The 18,332-nt window shown below is 48.4% G+C and carries 15 protein-coding genes; 7 read left to right on the plus strand and 8 right to left on the minus strand.

The window, feature by feature from the left end:
- Nucleotides 1–11 precede the first annotated feature (11 nt).
- The 3 genes from ACUN27_RS35340 to bcp all read right to left on the minus strand — a co-directional run bounded on the left by ACUN27_RS35340 (nt 12) and on the right by bcp (nt 4,080).
- Nucleotides 12–989, minus strand: a complete 978-nt coding sequence (locus tag ACUN27_RS35340) for an AAA family ATPase (protein WP_127458692.1) — start codon at nt 987–989, stop codon at nt 12–14.
- Between the two features lie 65 nt (nt 990–1,054).
- Nucleotides 1,055–2,509: a polysaccharide deacetylase gene (locus ACUN27_RS35345; RefSeq protein WP_315954894.1), complete on the minus strand. Its 1,455-nt coding sequence runs from the start codon at nt 2,507–2,509 to the stop codon at nt 1,055–1,057.
- Between the two features lie 1,091 nt (nt 2,510–3,600).
- Nucleotides 3,601–4,080, minus strand: coding sequence for a thioredoxin-dependent thiol peroxidase (gene bcp / locus ACUN27_RS35350; RefSeq protein WP_315954895.1), 480 nt, complete (start codon nt 4,078–4,080; stop codon nt 3,601–3,603).
- 156 nt (nt 4,081–4,236) lie between these two features.
- On the opposite strand from bcp, the gene ACUN27_RS35355 reads away from it, so the two are divergent.
- The 5 genes from ACUN27_RS35355 (at nt 4,237) to ACUN27_RS35375 (ending at nt 10,138) form a co-directional block, all read left to right on the plus strand.
- The gene (locus ACUN27_RS35355; protein ID WP_326063276.1) at nt 4,237–5,502 is read left to right on the plus strand and encodes an S-layer homology domain-containing protein; all 1,266 of its coding nucleotides are present in this window, start codon (nt 4,237–4,239) and stop codon (nt 5,500–5,502) included.
- A gap of 141 nt (nt 5,503–5,643) precedes the next feature.
- Entirely contained in the window at nt 5,644–6,339 is a 696-nt protein-coding gene (locus ACUN27_RS35360) for a response regulator transcription factor (RefSeq protein WP_326063277.1), read from the plus strand.
- A complete protein-coding gene (locus ACUN27_RS35365; RefSeq protein WP_315954898.1) occupies nt 6,332–7,342 on the plus strand; it encodes a sensor histidine kinase in 1,011 nt (336 codons plus the stop codon). Before ACUN27_RS35360 ends, ACUN27_RS35365 begins: the two co-directional genes overlap by 8 nt.
- 98 nt (nt 7,343–7,440) lie before the next feature.
- Entirely contained in the window at nt 7,441–8,202 is a 762-nt protein-coding gene (locus ACUN27_RS35370; RefSeq protein WP_315954899.1) for an ABC transporter ATP-binding protein, read from the plus strand.
- Nucleotides 8,192–10,138 carry an ABC transporter permease gene (locus ACUN27_RS35375; RefSeq protein WP_326063278.1) on the plus strand — a complete coding sequence of 649 codons (1,947 nt, stop codon included), beginning with the start codon at nt 8,192–8,194 and terminating at the stop codon, nt 10,136–10,138. Before ACUN27_RS35370 ends, ACUN27_RS35375 begins: the two co-directional genes overlap by 11 nt.
- A gap of 20 nt (nt 10,139–10,158) precedes the next feature.
- Here the strand turns inward: ACUN27_RS35375 and ACUN27_RS35380 are convergent, their stop codons facing one another.
- The 5 genes from ACUN27_RS35380 to ACUN27_RS35400 form a co-directional block, all read right to left on the minus strand.
- The gene (locus ACUN27_RS35380) at nt 10,159–11,073 is read right to left on the minus strand and encodes an RNA polymerase sigma-70 factor (RefSeq protein WP_326063279.1); all 915 of its coding nucleotides are present in this window, start codon (nt 11,071–11,073) and stop codon (nt 10,159–10,161) included.
- A 27-nt stretch (nt 11,074–11,100) separates the two neighbouring features.
- Entirely contained in the window at nt 11,101–12,399 is a 1,299-nt protein-coding gene (locus ACUN27_RS35385; protein ID WP_445560501.1) for a phytoene desaturase family protein, read from the minus strand.
- A 137-nt stretch (nt 12,400–12,536) separates the two neighbouring features.
- The gene (locus ACUN27_RS35390; protein WP_315954903.1) at nt 12,537–13,325 is read right to left on the minus strand and encodes an ABC transporter permease; all 789 of its coding nucleotides are present in this window, start codon (nt 13,323–13,325) and stop codon (nt 12,537–12,539) included.
- Between the two features lie 3 nt (nt 13,326–13,328).
- Nucleotides 13,329–14,123, minus strand: a complete 795-nt coding sequence (locus ACUN27_RS35395) for an ABC transporter permease (protein WP_315954904.1) — start codon at nt 14,121–14,123, stop codon at nt 13,329–13,331.
- Nucleotides 14,116–15,171, minus strand: a complete 1,056-nt coding sequence (locus tag ACUN27_RS35400) for an ABC transporter ATP-binding protein (protein ID WP_315954905.1) — start codon at nt 15,169–15,171, stop codon at nt 14,116–14,118. The genes ACUN27_RS35395 and ACUN27_RS35400 overlap by 8 nt, the downstream gene beginning before the upstream one ends.
- A 206-nt stretch (nt 15,172–15,377) precedes the next feature.
- Between ACUN27_RS35400 and ACUN27_RS35405 the strand changes: the two genes are divergently transcribed.
- Together ACUN27_RS35405 and ACUN27_RS35410 are read left to right on the plus strand one after the other, a co-directional pair.
- Nucleotides 15,378–16,415 carry an LCP family protein gene (locus ACUN27_RS35405; protein ID WP_315954906.1) on the plus strand — a complete coding sequence of 346 codons (1,038 nt, stop codon included), beginning with the start codon at nt 15,378–15,380 and terminating at the stop codon, nt 16,413–16,415.
- A 253-nt stretch (nt 16,416–16,668) separates the two neighbouring features.
- The gene (locus tag ACUN27_RS35410; RefSeq protein ID WP_445560502.1) at nt 16,669–18,015 is read left to right on the plus strand and encodes a glutamate-1-semialdehyde 2,1-aminomutase; all 1,347 of its coding nucleotides are present in this window, start codon (nt 16,669–16,671) and stop codon (nt 18,013–18,015) included.
- The last annotated feature ends 317 nt before the right edge of the window (nt 18,016–18,332 follow it).

Here is an 18,332-nt window from a genome sequence, read left to right on the forward strand (position 1 = left end):
GAATGTGCCCCCTACTTCGACGAAACATAGCGAAGTACTGGAGTTTGCAAGGAAGCTAATAGATCCGCTAATATCCGTTCCGCCGACTTTCCCGTCATCCGAGCCTCGGAGGTCAGAATAAGCCGGTGTGTCCAAACAGGCAGCACCAAATCCTTAATATCATCCGGCACAACGAACGTTCTGCCTTTCATATAAGCGGACGTTTGCGCAGCACGCATCAACGCGTGGGATGCCCTTGGACTTGCACCAAGGTACAAATCCGTATGTTCCCTTGTAGCTAAAGCAAGGCGAACGATGAAATCTTTTAACGTATTATCGACATGAATCATAGCTGCTTCTCTTTGTAACTGCACAAATTCATCCTGCACAATAACAGGCTTCACTTGGTCGATCGGATGGCGATCCTGGAGTCGGTCGAGCATCAGAATCTCTTGATCCGGCGTCGGATAGCCTAAGGATAGCTTCATCAGGAAGCGATCCATTTGCGCTTCAGGCAGCGCATAAGTCCCTTCATAATCTACGGGATTTTGAGTTGCCAGCAAGACGAAGGGCTTCGGCAGTTCATAGCCCACTCCATCCACCGTGACCCGCTTCTCTTCCATCGCTTCCAGAAAAGCAGATTGTGTTTTCGGAGAGGTCCTGTTGCATTCGTCCGCCAACACGATCGGCGTCATTAACGGTCCGGGGCGAAATTCAAAATCGCCTGTCTTCGCATTATAAACAGACACGCCCGTCACATCGGATGGCAGCAAATCCGGCGTACATTGTATTCTCTTAAACTCGCAACCAATGGTTCTTGCCAAAGCGCGCACTAACATCGTTTTTCCCACACCCGGCACGTCTTCCAATAAAAGATGACCGCCGCTCAACATCGCGATAAACGCCTGCTCGATCGTCTCTCTTTTGCCAACAATCACTTTCTCCACATTCAGGATCATCCGTTCCACGAGAGGCTGCGGCTGATCGAATATTCGTGTTTTCGACTGCATAGTCAAGAAGCCTCCTTACTTAAAGGTATGCTTCTAGTTTTTCCAGTGTTCTACTCTTTTAGACATTAACCTGCTAGGGCAAATAGAGAGTTTTTTAGACTACTATTATTATCTTTCAGGATAAAGAATTGTCGGAAGGCCATCGCCACTTCCCGTCTGCCCTCTTCCATCACCGTGTCCGTAATTCTACCTCCTAGCGAATCTACCGTTTTACGCAGGGGCACGACCATCGTCCCCTCCTGCAGTTCCATATCTGCGAGCGAGTAGGTGGCTACGTTATTTCCCAAAGCATAGGCGCGAATCGTTCTCGCCGGTAAGTCATATTGAATATCGTAAATGCCGTAGTGAGCATTAGCTGTCTTCGTTATATCCTGCCACTGTACGTTTCCACCTAACTTTTCAATTAAAAAACGCAATGAAAGCTCAATTCGATTCGATCGCAATTGATATTGTGCAGGCTCCAAAGTAACACTGCTCCACTGAGAAAAGTGAACCTTAAGCGGCACAGTCGGCTTTATAGCGAGTAGTGGAGACTCTTCATCTGCTTCTGCCACCTTTTGCTTCCCTAGCTGCTCATCCGTATTCTTAGGCTCCTCCTTGACTTGCTGCAAGCCCGGATGCTGGTGTACGGTCGCATATTGTTGTGTTTCCTCCCATAGTTGTTGAAAATGAGCCGCACTCATGTTTCTTGACCACTTGGATTTTCCCACTTGGAATTGCTTCGGCTTTACATCAGTTGTCAGGGGTGCGAAAGCATAACCCAGGTTCTTATAATATTCGATCACTTTAGGCAGGATCTCTACTGTTGATTCATGCCCCGTGCCATCATGGAATAGAACCGTCATTTCGTGCTCGAGCGGTGAATCCTTGACCGTTTGCCAAATCTCATTTGCCGGTACATGAACTCTCTTCGAATCTCCGCTGTCAACATTCCAGTCCACGACGGTATAACCCGCTTTATCCATTAAATAGTAGTAATAGGCATCGAAATTGGTATAGGTCCCTCCAGGAGCGCGCACGAATTGCGGGCGGGTGTCTGCGATGTCGGCGAAGATTTCCTCACTGCGTTGAATTTGATCCCAAAACGTTTGAAAATCGCTATAAAGCTCTTTATATACATGATTATAGGAATGATTGCCGAGGGTATGTCCGTCTTTCAAAATTCTTTTCACCATATCGGGGTACTCTTTGGCTTGTTCGCCCAGTGCAAAAAACGTGGCTTTCACGCCTTCTTTCTCTAAAATATCCAGAACCTTGCCCGTTAACTTGCTAGGACCATCATCAAAGGTTAAATAAACCGTAGGCTGCTCAGGTGTTACATAGTTTTTCTCTTCCTGCTGTAGGCGTTTGCCCGTTTTGAGCTTTTGATAAATCTCCTGCTCATCTTTGGCGGAGGTTCCATCCCCTTCTGTGGCCCTAACAGGAACCGCAGAGAGAAACAGGGAAACTAGTAGTAGCAAGACCATAGTGAGTTGAATACTTTTCCGTTTACTGGCTGCATGTTGAACTTGAAAACGCATGCGATGATCCCTCCGCTTGTTCTATCATTTTACTACCTGATAGAGTATATGGGAGATGGACGGGGAGTATGTCTCTTGTCTAGCAGTAATTTTCCGAGGAGGAGGACTAGTATCTGAAGAGATTTGTAATGGAGCTAGAGTCATCTATTTCGGTGTAATCGACCGTTTTCATGGGCTAGACGGAACTACAGGGTCTTATTTTTTAGAAAAATCGAGTATTTCGCTTAAAATCGGCAAAATAGAGGATCACAGTTCCACTCCAACTAGCAAACGGCTGCTTCTAGATGAAATAGCGGACTGTAGTTCCTCGTTGAGGAGAAAGGAATCGTTGGAAGGAGTTAATTTCCCTCCGTAGTTTAGCTTGTTAAGAGCCCAGTGGGAGCGAGTTTTGGCGGTGTAGAACACCCAACGCCGCTAAAAATTCAGCGTTACTGAGACATTTGGCGGAGGGGGCATCCTCATAGGAGAGGTAAGCTGGCTAGCCACTTGGAGGAACTACAGGCCGCTATTCTAACAAATTAAGTCCGTTTCCGCGTTCAAGCGGAACTGCAGGGCCCTATTTGACCACCTACCTGTTTAGCCCGATTTCTTCAAGAAAACGGACAAATAGAGGACGTCAGTTCCCCTCCACGTTAAGAGGAGCCTATTTCGATGAAATAGGGCCCTGTAGTTCCCCTCAGGGAAGAACCGCTGGAGCGATAGCAGCGACTGTGACAGCTATGTTGTATTTTGCGCAACCATTTGGCCGTAAAGGGGCCTCATTTCACCTCTATATTGCACTTTATACAACGATTGTTGCATTTAAATCGCTTACAATTCACCTTTTGCAACAAATGGTTGTATGATGTGCAACGAAAGACCGCAATCGCGATCTGACCACACCATTACGTTGTATGTAATGCAACGTAGCCCATCAACTTTGCTGCACAGCCGTCTTTACAACGAAAAATATTTGTTTGAGTAGATTCGATTCCATACTTAGATTTTAACAACAAAATTAAATAAAGGTTGAGCTTTCGCTCAACCCCAAAACATATAAATTCTTATCTTTCAAAAAAAGCCGCCGAGAACCTCTCTCGACAGCCTTCTTCTTACAGTGCTTCGACCGCTTCCAGCACCGACTGGACATGGTTTTTTATCCGCACCTTACTCCATTCCTTCACGATGTAACCTTCCTCGTCAATGAGGAAGGTCGAACGGACAATGCCCATGTACTCACGGCCATATAGCTTTTTGAGCGCCCATACCCCGTACTTTTCAGCCACCTGGTGATCGCTGTCAGAAAGCAGCAGGAAAGGCAGCTCATATTTCGCGATAAATTTATGATGGGCGTTCAGTTCATCAGGACTAATGCCGATGACTTCAACCCCGAGTTCGGCGAACTTGCCGTTATAGTCGCGGAAATCACAGGACTGCTGCGTACAGGTCGGCGTATTATCTTGCGGGTAAAAGTAGATAACTACCTTTTTACCTTTATAATCATGCAGCGACACGCTGCTGCCACTCGATGCAGGCAGTGTAAAATCAGGGGCAAGACGTTTGACCGTCTCTTGCTCTTTTTTCTTAGCCATTCTATGAACGCTCCTATCCATTCCTTCTTATCTTCACTCATTATGCGATATTTGCAGCCTCACATCAAACCGCGATGTCCAAAACTAGCATATAACATGAAAATCATGGTAGGTTTAATAGGATGGTATAAAAATTTTAAGGAGTGAAGAATCGTCATGCATCCTATTCAACGTATGTCATTACTCTCCACATTGGGACTGACACTAGCCCTCCCAACTTTATCAGACTCTGCCGCTGCAGCAGATGATAGCGCACTTATTACACGGGGACAATTCATTAAACAAATTACCGACGAGCTGAAACTGACACCTTTGAATAAACAAACTGTCCTGCCTTCCGACGTCAGTTCGGATTCTCCCTATGCTAACACCGTACGTATCATGCGTGAACGCCGAATCCTGCAAGGATATTCAGACGGCACATTCCGCCTGGACCAAGCCGTTAGCCCCGCGGAGGCTTCCCTCATTCTGGGGAGATTTCTAGGTCTGGCCGACAGTAAGGCGAGCACTGTTTTGAAAAGCGATTACAGCGTTGATTTCAGCGGCCAAACTGCAGGTATTACCCTAGACACAGCAGGAGCAGCCATCAAAAAAGCGCTAGCGAACGACCCTTCGGTGTCCTCCTGGCTCGTTGCGGATCCAACCTCACCAACGGATCTGAAAACGTTCCGCGGTCACATGGAGATGGGCATGCATATTCTGCTTCATCCAAATGCGGGATCTCCGCTGAACAACCTGCAGACAACTGTTAAGTCGGACATCAGCTATAATAAGGATCAAGGCCTTCATCAATCCATTACGACTGTTGCCCCAGGCTCGGATATGGTCATGAAAACGATCAACATGGAGCAATACATGGTTAGTCAAGGTACTTTCATGTCGATGCCTAATGCAACAAATGACGGCATCGAGTGGTTTGATATGTCCAAACAAGTGCCGTTTACCTTCGAGCAGGTGATGGAGCTGCAGAAGAAAAGCATGGATATAAGTAAAACCTTGGTAACGCCATATTTCTTCTACAAGGATCTTGGCACGACTGAGAAGGATGGGCAGAAACAGCGCAAGGTCTCTATTCGAGGAAAGCTAACCAACACCGCCGATATTGTCAAAACATTAAGTGGACTTGGCGGCAGCCAGGATGCTTTCAAAGAGGTGCTCAACTCGCCTGCAATTGCAGGAATGAGCGTTTCCTTATCCGCTGTACTTACGGTAGATGAGCAGACCAAACTTCCTGTCAGCATGGATGGCGATTATATCGTTGAATATGGTGAAGATCCAAATATTCCGATTGAACAAGTAGATATGACCATGTCTATGACCTATCAAGATGTGAACCAGCCGATAGATATTCAATTACCAGAGGAAGCTAAGAAAGCGAAGCCTGTTCCAGTCCCTGTTCCTGCTCCTACGCCTGCTCAATAAGTGTACAAAAAGAACCTTGATTCCCACGTTTCGTGGTGATTAAGGTTCTTTTGCATGTGGCGATGAGGATGCCAATTCGCACTTCCCTCTTTTATCCATTACAATGAATGTTAGAAATTTGTCGCAAGCAGGTGATTCCCTATGTTTAAAATATTGCTGATCGAAGACGATGCCACTCTTTTCACAGAAGTGAAGGACCGGCTCGCTCAGTGGTCCTACGATGTGCATGGCATTACAGATTTTGGCCGGGTCCTCGAAACGTTCGCGGCCTTGAAACCGGATCTCGTGATTATTGATATTCAGCTCCCGAAATTTGACGGGTTCCATTGGTGCCGTATGATTCGAACTCACTCCAATGTCCCCATCGTTTTCTTGTCCTCACGCGATCATCCAACGGACATGGTGATGTCGATGCAGCTTGGCGCCGATGATTTCATTCAGAAGCCGTTTCATTTCGACGTGCTTATCGCCAAAATCCATGCAATTCTCCGCCGGGTCTATAACTACAACACGGAGCCTCTCAAATTGAAAACCTGGTGCGGTGCTACGATTGATTACGAGAAAAATACGGTGACAAACGAAACCGGTACCATCGAATTAACGAAGAATGAAATCTTCATTCTCAAATTGCTCATCGAACGTAAGAACACCATCGTTAGCCGGGACGTCATCATTAACAGCCTCTGGGACGACCAGCGGTTTGTCAGCGACAACACCTTAACCGTCAATGTTAATCGACTTCGGAAAACACTGGACGAGCTGGGGTTAGGTCGTTTTATCGAAACTAAGGTCGGGCAAGGTTATATGGCCACAGAAGAGGCTCATTTCCATGATTAGACGTTATCTCGTCGAAAGAAGAAGCTGGCTCCTTTTCTTTATTTCCGCACAGGCTCTTGTTCTGCTTATTGCCTTTTTGGATAAGGCCATCCCCTTTGGCCCTATTCTTTACATTGTCTTTCTAACGACAACGTTATTTCTCATCTTTTTCATTTTTCGTTACAACAAAGAAACTCGTTTCTATAAACAGCTTGAGGAACGAGACAACAATCTGGATCTCTCCGCCTTAGCGGGTGCGGATAGTCCCTTGGAGTCTGTCGTAGAGACCAGCATGATAAATCTGGCCGAGCATCTCCGTCAATCTGCGTCCAGGCATCAGGTTGCACTAGAACAGGAGAAGGACGATTTGCTGGCGTGGATTCACGAAGTCAAAACACCACTCACCGCCATGCGGCTCATGATGGACCGTCTGGAAGATGAGACGATGAAGACCGCTTTAACCTACGAATGGCTGCGGATTCACCTTCTCCTGGATAAACAGCTTCATCAGAAGCGGCTCCCGTTCATGGAGAACGACCTGTATATCGAACAGGTGAATTTGGAATCATTGACCTATGCAGAAATTAAGACGCTACAGACATGGTGCATCCAAAAAGGCATCGGCTTCGATCTTGATTTCGAAGTGACGGACGTGCTGAGCGATGCCAAATGGCTCGCTTTCATTCTGCGTCAGCTGGTGACGAACGCCGTGAAGTATAGTGATCCTCATGCTGCGGATATCATCATCCGGACGCGCCGCCGCGACGAACGGACGGTCCTTGATGTCAGCGACCACGGCCGCGGGATCGAACCGAAGGATTTGCCGCGCATCTTCGATAAGGGCTTTACCTCCACAGCCTGGCACCAAGACAGTGCCGCTACGGGGATGGGCCTCTATTTGGCGAAGAAAGCCGCCGAATCGATGCTGATTCACATCGCCGTGAGCTCGGAGCCGGGCGCTGGCACCACGTTCACCCTCATCTTCCCCCAGCCGAATGAGGTCATGCGCATCACAGGCATGTGACAACTTTGTCACATGCCTCTCTTCTTTGTTCGCCCGATCGCGGGAGAAAACGGGCAGCTCTTTTTATAATAAAGCTATCGAATAAAGGAGTGTGTGAAATGACAATTCTGGAAGCAGTGAAAATTCATAAAAGCTACGGCAATAAATTCAATAAGCAAGAGGTTCTGAAGGGGCTAGATATCCGAATTGAAAAGGGAGAGTTCGTCAGTATTATGGGGGCGTCGGGCTCGGGGAAAACCACGTTGCTGAATGTGCTTTCCTCCATCGATAAGGTCAGCCAAGGCTCTATTCAAATCGAGGGCAAAGAGATTACGACTTTGAAGGAAAAGCAGTTAGCCGAGTTTCGCAAGCGGCATTTGGGGTTTATTTTTCAAGATTATAATCTGCTCGACACCTTGACCGTCAAAGAAAATATTCTTCTGCCGCTTTCTATCGCCAAAACTTCCAAGCAGGACGCTGAGTCCAAGTTCCAAGCCGTCGCCACGGAGCTGGGCATTTATGAAATCAAGGATAAATATCCTAATGAAATCTCAGGCGGCCAAAAACAGCGGACCTCCGCGGCCAGAGCGTTCGTTCATGAGCCGGGCCTTATTTTTGCAGATGAGCCAACCGGGGCGCTCGACTCCAAATCCGCATCGGATTTGCTGCATAAGCTGAGCGATATGAACGAAAAGCGCACAGCTACCATCGTCATGGTCACGCACGACTCCGTCGCTGCGAGCTACGGAAGCCGGGTTATTTTCATCAAAGACGGGCAAATATACACACAGCTTTATAAAGGGCAAGAATCCAGACAAGCGTTTTTTCAAGATATCATGAAGACTCAAGCAGTTCTAGGCGGTGTGCAGAATGAGCATTAACCAGCTGATTATTCAAAATTTGAAAGCGAACATCAAGCACTATTATTTATATATATTCGCTTTGATGTTCAGCGTCGCGCTGTACTTTGCTTTCGTCACTTTGCAGTACGATCCCGCTTTGGATCAGACCAGAGGCTCCATCAAAGGAGCAGCAGCCATCAAGTCTGCCTCGATTCTGCTAATCGCAATTGTCGCTATTTTCAACTTGTATGCCAATAACATGTTCGTAAAAAGGCGCAGCAAAGAAATCGGCTTATTGCAGCTGATCGGCATGACGAAAACGTCCATTTTCCGGATCCTCAGCACAGAGAACTTCATCCTGTATTTCAGCTCGCTTATTGTCGGAAGTTTTATCGGGTTCTCGGTGTCGAAGCTGATTCTGATGATATTGTTCCAAATTACGGGGGTCAACGCGATTGCAACGCTTCACTTTTCGACCCAGGCGTTAGTCCAAACCTTCGTTGTATTCGTGGCCGTCTATTTGCTAATCATGCTGGTTAACTACGTATTTATAAAAAGACAAACCATCCTGTCACTGTTCCGAGTTACCACGTCCACCGAGATTAAAGTAAAGCGCCTATCTCTTGCAGAAGCAGTCCTAGGATTGATTGGCATTACGCTCATCTTGCTCGGCTATTATGTTTCATCCAAGCTGTTCAGCGGCAGTTACACGACAATGGTCGAATTGTTCACAGCTATGATTTTTATTCTGGCTTCAGTTATTATCGGTTCTTATCTGTTTTATCGAGGCTCCGTTCGCATGCTGCTTAACGTCATTCGCAAGAAGAAAAACGGATATTTGAATGTTCGCGAGGTCCTCTCGCTCTCTTCCATTATGTTTCGAATGAAATCCAATGCCCTGCTGCTGACTGTCATTACAACCGTATCCGCATTAGCTATCGCCTTACTATCATTAAGCTACATTTCGTACTATTCTGCGGAAAAAACAGCAAAAAACGATGTGCCGTCCCACTTCGCCATCACGCAAAAGGACGATGCCGATACGTTCAAGGCGGCGCTGGATGCCCGCCACATTTCGCATAAGGATACGACCATTGAAGTGATACAGGCTAAAGCCAACATAAGAGGAATTTTAGCCGGTAATATGAACGGGCTTATGGTGGATCCGAGTGATATGACGCTTTCCGTGATCAGCGATGTAAATACGCCTTCCTACAATATGACGCCTGAGCAAATTCTGTTTACCGGCACCAACGATCTGTTGAGTAAGTTTATGAGCTTCAAAGATTCCGGGAAGCTCGAATTAGCCGGACAGCACGCCGTTACCCCTCTCACCTATTTAGGTTCGAAGAAGCAATCCATCGTCTCATGGTACTTCACGAACGGCGGCATGCCTGTTGCTATCGTAGACGACTCCGTCTTTCAACGGCTTAAACAGGATCTGGTGCCATCGTTGCAAAAGAAGTCCTCCCTCTATCTGGGCATCGATATTGTAAACGAGGCTGAGCTGTCAACCGCCAATCAGATTTTCGGAGACTTAGGGTTTGATAAAGATGACCGCGGTGATTCCCGGTTGGATAGCTCTATGAACCAAAAAAATAGAATGGGACTTACGATGTTCATCGTCGGCTTTCTCGGCCTTACGTTCCTGATCACATCAGGCTGCATCCTGTATTTCAAACAGATGGATGAGAGCGAAGACGAGAAGCCGACCTACACGATTTTACGAAAACTTGGCTACACGCAAGAGGATTTATTAAAAGGGATTCGCCGCAAGCAGCTATTTAGCTTCGGAATCCCGCTTGTCGTCGGCCTTACGCATAGTTACTTCGCCGTCCAATCCGGTTGGTTCCTGTTCGGAGCGGAACTGTGGACACCCATGATCGTGGTCATGGTGCTTTATACCGCTTTATATTCCGTCTTCGGATTTCTTTCCGTGAAGCATTATAAGAAAGTCATCCGCCAAGCGCTTTGATAGATGATTGATTTAACTTCCTAAACACCCATCTCCGCTACATGCCTCAGCTTATCAGGGTTCGCAACCAAATAGACAGCCGCTACCTGACCATCTGCAACATGGAAAGTCATCACATTGTTCGGCTGTCTATCCTGATAGGATACAACGCCCAATTGTCCATTTACGGTCGCCATTTTAAAGCTAAAGCCACTCGGAACTTTGGACAGTACCCCAAATAAAAACATGGCAATGCGTTCGGCACCCTCAATAGGTCGTATAGCCGCTCTGACTTTGCCCCCACCGTCCGAATATAGGACAGCCTCTGTTTTGACAATGTTCAGCAACTGAGCCATATTACCGGAAGCTAAAGCATGAACGAATTGCTCCACGATAGCGTTAGCCTGATCCTCCACTGGCTGCTTGGGTCGTACAACATCCTCGGCGTCCTGACTGGCTAAGGTACTGATCGAACTTTTGGCTCTGCGGAAAATTTGCCGGCAGTTCACGCTGCTTTTATCAACAATTTCAGCAATTTCCTCATAGTCGTATTGCAGCACTTCCCTTAATACGAATACCGCCCGCTCTACCCAGGAAAGCTGCTGCAGCAGAAATAGGTACGCTGTGGATAACGACTCTTTTTGCGTATAAAATAGTTCTGGCAGATCGCCCTGGTTCTCCGCCGCCACAAGTGGCTCCGGCAGCCATGGGCCTACATAAACTTCGCGTTTTTTGCTTGCAGAACGCAGCTTGTCGATACAGCGGTTGGTTACCATTTTGCATAGATAAGCTTTAGGATTCTGAATGCCCTGAGGATTTTTCTCATTAAAATATAGAAAAGTTTCTTGGACGACATCCTCGGCATCCATGACACTCCCCAGCATCCGATAAGCTAATGCGAACAAAAGCGGTTTATACGCCGTGTATATCTGTTCGGCATCCCTGGCATTCTCCATCGTCTACACCTCCTGCTTATTTCCATTTTACGCCATCACATAGCTCTTTAAAATAGCGGCCGCCGCCCGCTTGGCACTTGCCGCTGAAGCATCGGCGAGCATTTCGCCGTGCGTGACCCAGTCTCCGGCCACATAGAGGCCGCGGACTCCCTCAACGGCCGGCCCTGTGAACCGGCTCGCCCTTCCGCGATGCAGCGTATCGTGGACAACCGTGATATTCGGCAGGAACTGCCGTGCCACGACCTGATCTTCCCAGCCTGGATGAAGGGTATTCATAGCTTCGGTGAGCAAGCGCTCGTCGGCCTTCGGATCACTCTCTCCCGGGCCGTTGTACTTCACCAAATGCACAACCAAGGTTCCGTTGTCGCTCAACTGGGTGTTCAATGTATGGTGAGAGAAGAAAATCGGTTGATCAAGGCCCATGGCAACGTCTCGCCCGCCTTCTGGCAATTTTCTCAAGCCAAGATCCAAGCATGCCGCCATGGACGGACGAGCTTGATCTTTCCACTGCTTGAGTATGGTACGGTCAGCCGCATCACTCACCAGCTTATAAGTTTCAGACGGTGAGGCGGTGCTGATGACATTAGCGGCTTGGATATACTCGGCGCCGGCTAGCAATAGTTTTTGAACCCTGCCATTTTCAAGCACAATTTCTTTGACATCTTTGCCGCTTACAATTTGCACACCCGCTTTGACAGCTAGTTCTCTAAGCTGATCCACGATCGTTTGCCAGCCGCCATGGAGGTAAAGAACACCTTTTAACGCACGCTGCAATTGCGCTAGCACCGGTCCCGCCAGCTGAAAGTCGGTATCCTGCGCGTAAGTAGCCGTTCGGCATAGCGAGTAAAAGACGTGACGGACCATCGGATCCGAAATTTCCGCCTCCGCCCAGTCTCTTAAGCTCCTGTCAGGGATGCGGCTTGCGTCCAATTTAGTAAGCTTCATCACGAACTGAATGAGCTGCATTTTACCCGACCATGTCAGCAGCTTCGAAGTCAGCATGTTGGTCAGATTCGCAGGCATAGGGACGATTTGGTTGTTCCACAACGCCATGATCTTGGAGGACGGACTCCCTCCGTGTAGGCGCACTCCCAGCTCCGTCAAAATCGCGTACGCCTGACCGGCACGGTATATGGCATGCCCGCCTAGATTGAAGAAGGCGCCGTTCTTCTTATTCGTCATCGCCCGGCCTCCCAAGCGTGCCGCTTTTTCCAAAATAATTACCGATTGACCGCCTTTTGCTAATTCGATCGCCGCGATTAGGCCAGCCAAGCCACCGCCTATAACAGCTGTATCGTATTGCCCCAGTTTATGCAATTCCGCCATGCTCCATCGCCTCCGTTTTGTCTTTTCAGTACATATGGCGAATGAGGTTTGCATTTTGTGACAGAAGGGCGTGAAGTTGGGCCTGTGCAGCGCAAAAAAACCTCCAACCCGCATACGCAGAGTTGGAGGTTTAAGCATTAAGATCCCGCACCGCGGTACCGTTTCACGCCAATATTCCAAACCGTAATACCAATAAAGCAGAAAATCACGCCCATCACCGGCGTCAGCAGCGCGAACCACTTCCAGTTCGCTGGATCAATGAAATACGCCGCAGGATAGAAGCCAACGAACGCAAACGGCAATATCCACGTCAAAATGCTGCGAAGCAGCTTATTGTAAATCGTGGCCGGATAACGCCCGTAGTTCTGGATATTCCAAATCAGCGGCAGAATGCCGGTTGGCGCATCCGAGTAAAAACCAAGCGCCGTCAGCGAGATGTACACGCCAGCATAGATCAGAATCGAGCCCACAACCATCAGGATAAAAATCAGCGGATCATGCCAATGGAACGGAAGCCCTAGCTTGACCCAAGAGTAGATCATAACAATCAACCCGGCCAACGCACTAAACAAAGACGATGGACTGAGATTCTCCAGCATCAATTGCCATAAGTTATAAGCCGGACGGGTGAGGATACGATCCATTTCCCCTTTAACAATATATCGTTCACTGAAGCCCCACAGATTAAAAAAAGTGATGAATATGCCATAGGGGATCATAAAATAGCCGTAAATGAACAAAATTTGTTCTTGATTCCAGCCGCCAAGCGATTGCGTTTGCAGAAAAACGACGAGAATGAAGAATAAATTGAGCCCATTGAACATCAAATCGGAAATCACATCAATCCAGAAGTCAGATCGGTAGGTGAGGCGGGTTTTCATGTAATTTTTCAGATACTCAGCAACTAGGGAGATATAGAATGTCATGTGTTAACCCCCCTGCACGAATAAACGCGTTTTGGATTTGACCCAGAGAGCAACCATGGGAACGAGCAGCAGCAAAAACCACAGAACCTGTACGCCAAGATTTTGATAAATAGCCGAACCAGTAATTTTCCCTGTGAACACGGCGCTCGGCAAGTACGTAATGGCTTGAAACGGAAGCCACTCTAGAATGGACTTGGACCACCCCGGGAAAAAGGAGATCGGAATAATTAGCCCTGAGAATAAATCGACCGCAACGCGCTTCATGCGCATTAGGCCTTCGTTATTTTCAAGGAAGAAAGCAAACAACCCGGTAATAATATTAAGCTGCGTATTAATTAGGAAACTGAAAAACAACATCACAAAGTAGATCACCCATAGGCCTGGATCACTAGGAAATTGAATCGGCAGTAACAGCCAGATGAAAATCATGCCCGGCGTTGTAAACAGCAGCAAACGGAAGACGCCTTCACCGAGTCCTTGCATCATTTTCACAAATACATAATTATACGGCCGAATGAATTGAATCGCCACGCTGCCGTCTCGAATTTCATTGGCAATTTCCCGGTCCAAGTTATTGAAGTAAAAGGCGCGCCCCATCCAGGAAACCGCGACATACGTCGTCATCTGGCCCAGTGTCAGGCCGCCAATCATCTCTTGCCCGCCATATATGGCTTTATAAACAAAATAATAGGAGCCAATATTGAGTGCATAAATCAAAATGCCGCTGTAGTAGTTCACCCGGTAAGCAAGCATCATAAGAAATCGCATGCGAATAACTTCCAGATAAGCACTAAGCATGTGTGAAGGCTCCCTCTGGCTGCTTGGTTTCCTCTGGACGTTTCACATCCGCTGAACCTGCTTTATATATTTCTCGAACGATGTCATCCGTGTTGGTTTCGTTGATTTTGATATCTTGAATCTGCACAACGCCGACCACGCGGCTTAGCACTTCAGATACGTTCGCACGCTCGTAAGGAATGAACACCTTGGCGGACAATTCATTCTCAAGCTGCCACGCCACATCCAATCCCCTCGTCAGCTCTTGCAGACGTGGCAGCGTGATCGGATGCTCGAACTGGAGCACGACTTCCTTGCCTTTGCCCCACTTGGCTTTCAGCTCTTCCAGGCCGCCGTCATAAATAATCCGGCCGTCATCGAGCATAATAACACGCGAGCAAAGCGCCTCAATATCCTGCAAATCGTGCGTAGTCAGCAGGATTGTTGTCTCATAGCGCTGATTGAGTGATTTCAAGAATTCTCGAATCTCTGTTTTCACGACGATATCCAAACCGATGGTTGGCTCGTCTAAGAAGAGAATCGCCGGATTATGAATCAACGAAGCGGCAAGCTCACAGCGCATCCGCTGCCCCAGACTCAATTTACGGACAGGTCGTGATAGTAAATCAGCTAGTTGCAGGCGGTCGACAAGTTCGTCGAGGCGCTTTTTGTAGTCGGCTTCAGAGACACGGTATACCTTTTTCAACAATTGAAAGGATTCCACAACGCCGATATCCCACCAAAGTTGACTGCGTTGGCCGAACACGACGCCTATCTCGGCTACGAACTTCTCACGCTCTTTAAATGGAACGAAACCATTGACCTTGATATGTCCGGAGGTCGGTACGAGGATGCCGGTCAGCATTTTGATCGTGGTTGATTTACCGGCGCCATTTTCACCGATATATCCGCAAATTTCGCCCTTTGGAATTTGAAAGCTAATGTCCTTCACGGCTGTAACATGTTTGTACTCTCTATGGAATAAATCTTGGAAGGCGCCCTTTAAGCCCCCGCGGCTCTGTTGAACTTGAAATTCTTTGCGAAGCATTTCTACATCAATGGCTAACATGAACTTCCCCCTGTCTAGGTAGACTCGGCTACACTTGGCTACATATAACGGCAAAATTCGCCGTAACTTGCTATCGAAGTTTCGTAGCATCTATAATATGGATCATAAAGATAAAATGTACAACAACGGCAACAAACTCATGATACATGAATTCTGTAAGAAAAAAAAGTACAGATTATCCCTACCTTAGAAAGGAGCGCAGAACCATGAGAATTATTAAACGAACCCTGCTCCTGATCGGCTTACTCCTGATAATGGTGGCTGGTTATTACTCTTATTCCTTTTATCATTTTGCGCAAAATATTTCCAATAAACCGGATGCACCGAAAGGCAGCACCCCCCTTATAGCCCAAGCAGTCAAAGACAAGGGTGAGAAATACACCCCTCCCAAATGGGAAGGTAAGAATCGGGTTAACATTCTACTCTTAGGCGGAGATTCCCGCGGCATGGTGAAGAATGAATTGCCTCGGTCCGACAGTATTATGCTCGCATCGATTGATCCGGTAACCAAGAAGGCTCACCTCTTCTCGATTCTTCGTGATACATATGTGAAAATCCCTGGCGAAGGCGAAGACCGCATCAATACAGCGATTACGACAGGCGGTCCGAACTTGGCAATGAAAACTGTCAGCGACTTGCTCGGCATCCCGGTTCAGTACTATGTCTATACCGATTTCAAAGGGTTCATCGCTCTCGTTGATGCCGTAGGCGGTATCGATATCGACGTCGAAAAGGATATGAAATATACCGACTCGGAAGATGACCATGTCTACGATATTAATTTGAAAAAAGGGCTACAGCATCTCGATGGCAAAACTGCCCTGCAGTATGTACGCTTCCGGCACGACGCATTATCGGATTTCTCACGTACAGAACGTCAGCGGAAATTCCTGACGGCGGTTGCGCAAAAAATGCAAACGACGTCATCTCTCATTAAGCTGCCCAAGATTTTGAACGCAATGGATCCTTACATTGATACGAATCTAAGCGTGACGGATATGCTGAAGCTCGCTTCTCTTGGCTTTGAAGCCAAAGCTGATGGCATCGTCTCCTCCCAGCTTCCGCCGACCGATATGCTCGTCGAGAAAAACGTCCGGGGAGCTGCCGTCATTACGGCAAACAAAGATAAGCTGCAGCAGTATGTGAAGGACTTATTTGCCGGCAAGGCGGACGCAGACACAGGTCCAACCAAACCGTCGCCATCACCAACACCGAAGAATTCCGTGAAGACAACGGCGAAGTAAGCAACTGAAGGCTTGCGAGGAATAAAGTGAGCGGCTGAAGGCTTACGAAAATAAAACGGCAAAGCAAGCGACTGAAGATTAACACGCCTCTACTTGGTACAGGGCTTTAGCCCCTCAGGTAGGGGCTTTTTATGAGATCAGTAAGGGCTCGATTCGTCTGTAACGGACTCTAGGGCCGCTATGGAATAACGACTCCCGGTCCGTTAGTTACCGTCCAAAATACATACTACTTATAAAGGAATGATTACTTCTTATGAATCGCAAAAACTCCGAGCAATTATATCAAGAAGCACTGCAGCACATCGTGGGCGGGGTCAACTCCCCTTCCCGCTCATTCAAAGCCGTCGGCGGCGGCGCCCCCGTCTTCATGAAGCGCGCGCAAGGCGCACACTTCTGGGATGTAGACGGGAATCGCTTCATTGACTACCTCGCCGCCTACGGCCCTATCATTACCGGTCACGCGCATCCGCACGTGACCGAAGCGATTTGCCGCGCCGCACAGAACGGCACGCTGTACGGCACCCCGACCGAACTCGAGATCGAGTTCGCAAGAATGCTGAAGTCCGCGATTCCTTCGCTGGACAAAGTGCGCTTCGTCAACTCCGGCACAGAGGCCGTGATGACGACGATCCGCGTGGCGCGCGCCTTCACCGGGCGCACCAAAATCATTAAGTTTGCCGGGTGCTACCACGGCCACTCCGATCTAGTGCTTGTGGCGGCCGGTTCCGGGCCGTCCACGCTCGGCACGCCGGACAGCGCCGGCGTACCTGCGAGCATCGCGCAAGAGGTCATCACCGTGCCGTTCAACGACATTCCGGCATTGGAAGCCGCGCTCGCGCGATGGAGCGGAGAGATTGCCGCGGTGATGGTGGAGCCCATCGTCGGCAACTTCGGCATGGTCATGCCCCATGCCGGCTACCTCGAGCAGCTCTGCGCAGCTGCTCGCAAATACGGGGCCCTCGTCATCTACGATGAGGTCATCACGGCGTTCCGCTTCCACTATGGAGCGGCACAGACCTATCCCGGCCTCCCTCTCGTGGAGGGCGGCACAGCCGAGGCGGCGGCGCGCTTCGCCGCCGTCGAGCCAGACCTTACGGCCCTCGGCAAAGTAATCGGCGGCGGACTGCCGATCGGAGCCTATGGGGGCCGCAAGGCCGTGATGGAGCAGGTCGCTCCACTCGGACCTGCGTATCAAGCCGGCACGATGGCGGGGAACCCCGCCTCCATCTCGGCCGGCATCGCCTGCTTGGAGGTGCTCCAGCAGGCAGATGTGTACACCAAGCTCGAGCAGCTTGGTGCGACGCTTGCAGGCGGCATCGTGGAATCCGCAGCGAGACACGGCATCGCCTTGACGCTGAACCGTATCGGCGGCGCATTCTCCACCCACTTCTGCGATCATCCCGTCACCAACTATGACGAAGCGCAGGATACGGACGGTGAACGCTTCGCGGACTTCTTCCGGCTTATGCTGGAGCAAGGCATCAACCTCGCTCCTTCGAAGTACGAAGCATGGTTCACAACCATTGCCCATACGGCAGATGACATCGCCCAGACCCTGGATGCCGTGGATCACGCTTTTAAAATAATGAAAACTCGCTAAGGTTTAAATTTTTTCGAAAATACACACAATTACTACGATTGCGTATAAAAAAACATCAAATCATGGCCCGGTGCACAAGGTATTTTCTGCTATCCATATCTGCTAACATGTCCCAGAAACGAACTATGTTCCTAACAAGAACATAGTTCGTTCGTATTTTAAGAGGGAGCCAAGCATTAAAAAAATTACCTTTATTCACCATTATACACGAAAGGTAACGCTTACATTTTTGTTTTCGCTCTGCAACTATTGTCGGATGAACATTTTCGTGCTATTCTAAGATTACTTTTACCCTTTTAACGAAAAGTCTTGTTTTC

This window comes from Paenibacillus sp. WC2504 (assembly GCF_052682475.1).